We start from the raw sequence: 2,264 nt of genomic DNA, 5'->3' as shown, positions 1-2,264 counted from the left end.
GATGCATCGTCGGAATAACATTCCTCGCAAGTCATTGAACTACCGCACACCACTTGAAGTATTCATGAAGCACGTCACCGATGAGCAACTAGCTTTTTTCTAACTTAATTTGACATTTCGGGATTTTAAAAAGTGCGAATAGCGATTTTCTCCGTATTTAATAATTAGGGACTAAAAAATTACGGAGGAAGATCCTATGAAGAAAACCATTTTATTCAGTACCGTCGCAATCTTGGCCCTCGGCAATCCGGGGACCGTACTGGCATGTGCCCAGGCTGATCCGACCCAGGAGGCAATTCAGCGGATTATTGATTCTCAACCGGTAGATGAAGGGGCGATCCGCCAGCAAGGAGCGGACTATGCCACGGCCTTTCTCAAGGCATTTGATGAGCAAAGCCAAATCTATCGGCAGGCCTTTCAAAAGGGCGAGCGTGATGGGCAAGAAGGGCGTCGGGAACAACCGAACGGCCAGGTGGCGGCGATTGCTTACCAGCGGGGTTGGCAGCGGGGGCAACAAGCGTACCAGAGTGAAGAGGCCCCGGAGAAAACTCCCGCCTCTACGCCAGATGCGGCAGAAGCACCAATGCCGACGGATCAGACGGACGAAACGGAAGAAGCGGCTGTTCAGACGCCAACACCCGACCAACGGGTCTTTATCAAACATTTGGCTGGACTAGCTCAAAAAGTGGGACGAGAGTACGACCTCTATCCATCGGTAATCATTGCCCAGGCGGCCTTGGAGAGCAACTGGGGAAGTAGCAGGCTTGCTCGGGCCCCCTTCCACAATCTCTTTGGAGTCAAAGGATATTTTGCTGGGCAAGCGACCAACCAGTCGACTACTGAGTATCAGAATGGCCAGCGCTTGACCATCCGGGACAATTTCCGTTGTTACCAGAGCGAAATTCAGGCGCTGCAAGACTATGCTCAAACTTTGACGACGCCCTTGTATTCCGGCGTTCATCGGAAGAACGCTGCCACTTACCGGCAGGCCACCCATGCTTTGCAGGGACGTTATGCAACCGATCCACAGTATGAACAAAAGCTGAATCACATCATCGCCGCTTATCGGCTAACCAAGTACGATGACCTCAGCCAACAGCCATCAGGCGCGCGTTTAACCACCCATCAGTCAACGCTTCCCAAAACTGATTCGGGTGAGGAGGAGAGTGCACCAGCGACAATTCACCGTCCATCCAGACATCATCATCGGCGCCAGCACGTTTTTTCGCCCCTGGTTTCTATCATTGGTGGGGCCGGCTCGGCAGGGTTGATCGAGCTCGTCCGGCGCTTGATCCTAAAATAAAAAGGCCGGGCCATTCAGGCTCAACCTTTTGTGAAAAGTGATTAGCGAATTTCTTTAAGCCGGTCGTCGATCATGCCGAGGACAGTCTGTACGTTCTGAGGATCTTCCAGGTTATAAGTGTCCAGGTCGATCTTCATCTTCGGGCTGGCATCGTAGTCACGGTACCACTGCTTGTAGGCACTCCACATTTTGTAGTAGTAGTCCTTCAGCTCGGGATTGTGGTCGATCTGCTCGTAGTCGCGGCCCCGCTTCTTGATCCGGTAGAGGATGGTATCGAAGGCAGTCTCAGAATATACCATCAGATCCGGTGCCTTCTTTGGCAGCTGCTGAAGATCCTTCATCATATTGTCGAGCAGTTTGAGGTAAACCTCGAGCTCCGTGTCTGAGATGTTGCCCTCCGCATTATTTTCGCGGGTGAACAGGGCGTCCTCGTAGATCGAGCGGTCCAAGACGTTGTTGTCGTCCGACAAGGCCTGTTTAATCATCGAGAAACGCTTGTTGAGAAAGTAAATCTGCAGTAAGAACCCATATTGCTTGGGATCCTTGTAGTACAGTGGCAAGACGGGATTGTTACCGACTGGTTCAAAAAATGCTTTAGTGTGAAGGTGCTCGGCGATCTTTCCCGTCAGAGTTGTTTTGCCGACACCGATCATTCCTGCTGTAATAATCACCATGATGGCCCCTCTTTACTTTTAATAACACAGAAACCATCTTACTACAAAATGTTGTGGATGCCTACAATTAATTTTGCTAGATTTAGTAGCCGGGTGGGAACAAAGTAAAATTGGTTGTGGTCCAGTCCATTCAAGAATAAAATAAAAACAATTAAACTCTAGAGATAAGTCATGTGGTAATAAGTCAAGATAAAATTATCACTGACAAACTTGTTTTGACCAGATTTTTGACGCACTTAAATAAGCCTTGGTACCAAGGTGTTTTAAAAGCTAAGCGTCGAGAATCA

General features: G+C 49.3%; 2 protein-coding genes and 1 pseudogene. 2 read left to right on the top strand and 1 reads right to left on the bottom strand.

Going from position 1 to position 2,264, the window contains the following annotated elements; translation table 11 throughout:
- Both OCT58_RS10245 and OCT58_RS10240 read left to right on the top strand, forming a co-directional pair.
- Positions 1-103 (top strand): annotated as a pseudogene (locus tag OCT58_RS10245) (IS30 family transposase); the annotation flags it as partial.
- A 93-nt stretch (positions 104-196) separates the two neighbouring features.
- The gene (locus OCT58_RS10240) at positions 197-1,303 is read left to right on the top strand and encodes a glycoside hydrolase family 73 protein (protein ID WP_267202722.1); all 1,107 of its coding nucleotides are present in this window, start codon (positions 197-199) and stop codon (positions 1,301-1,303) included.
- A 41-nt stretch (positions 1,304-1,344) separates the two neighbouring features.
- Here OCT58_RS10240 and OCT58_RS10235 read toward each other — a convergent pair whose 3' ends face one another.
- On the bottom strand, positions 1,345-1,977 hold the full coding sequence (locus OCT58_RS10235; protein ID WP_267202721.1) for a deoxynucleoside kinase: 633 nt from the start codon (positions 1,975-1,977) through the stop codon (positions 1,345-1,347).
- Between the last annotated feature and the right edge of the window lie 287 nt (positions 1,978-2,264).

Origin of the sequence: Limosilactobacillus kribbianus (assembly GCF_026413145.1) — a bacterium.
In the GTDB taxonomy this organism is placed as follows: domain Bacteria; phylum Bacillota; class Bacilli; order Lactobacillales; family Lactobacillaceae; genus Limosilactobacillus; species Limosilactobacillus kribbianus.
This window is presented reverse-complemented; position numbering and strand designations above follow the sequence as displayed.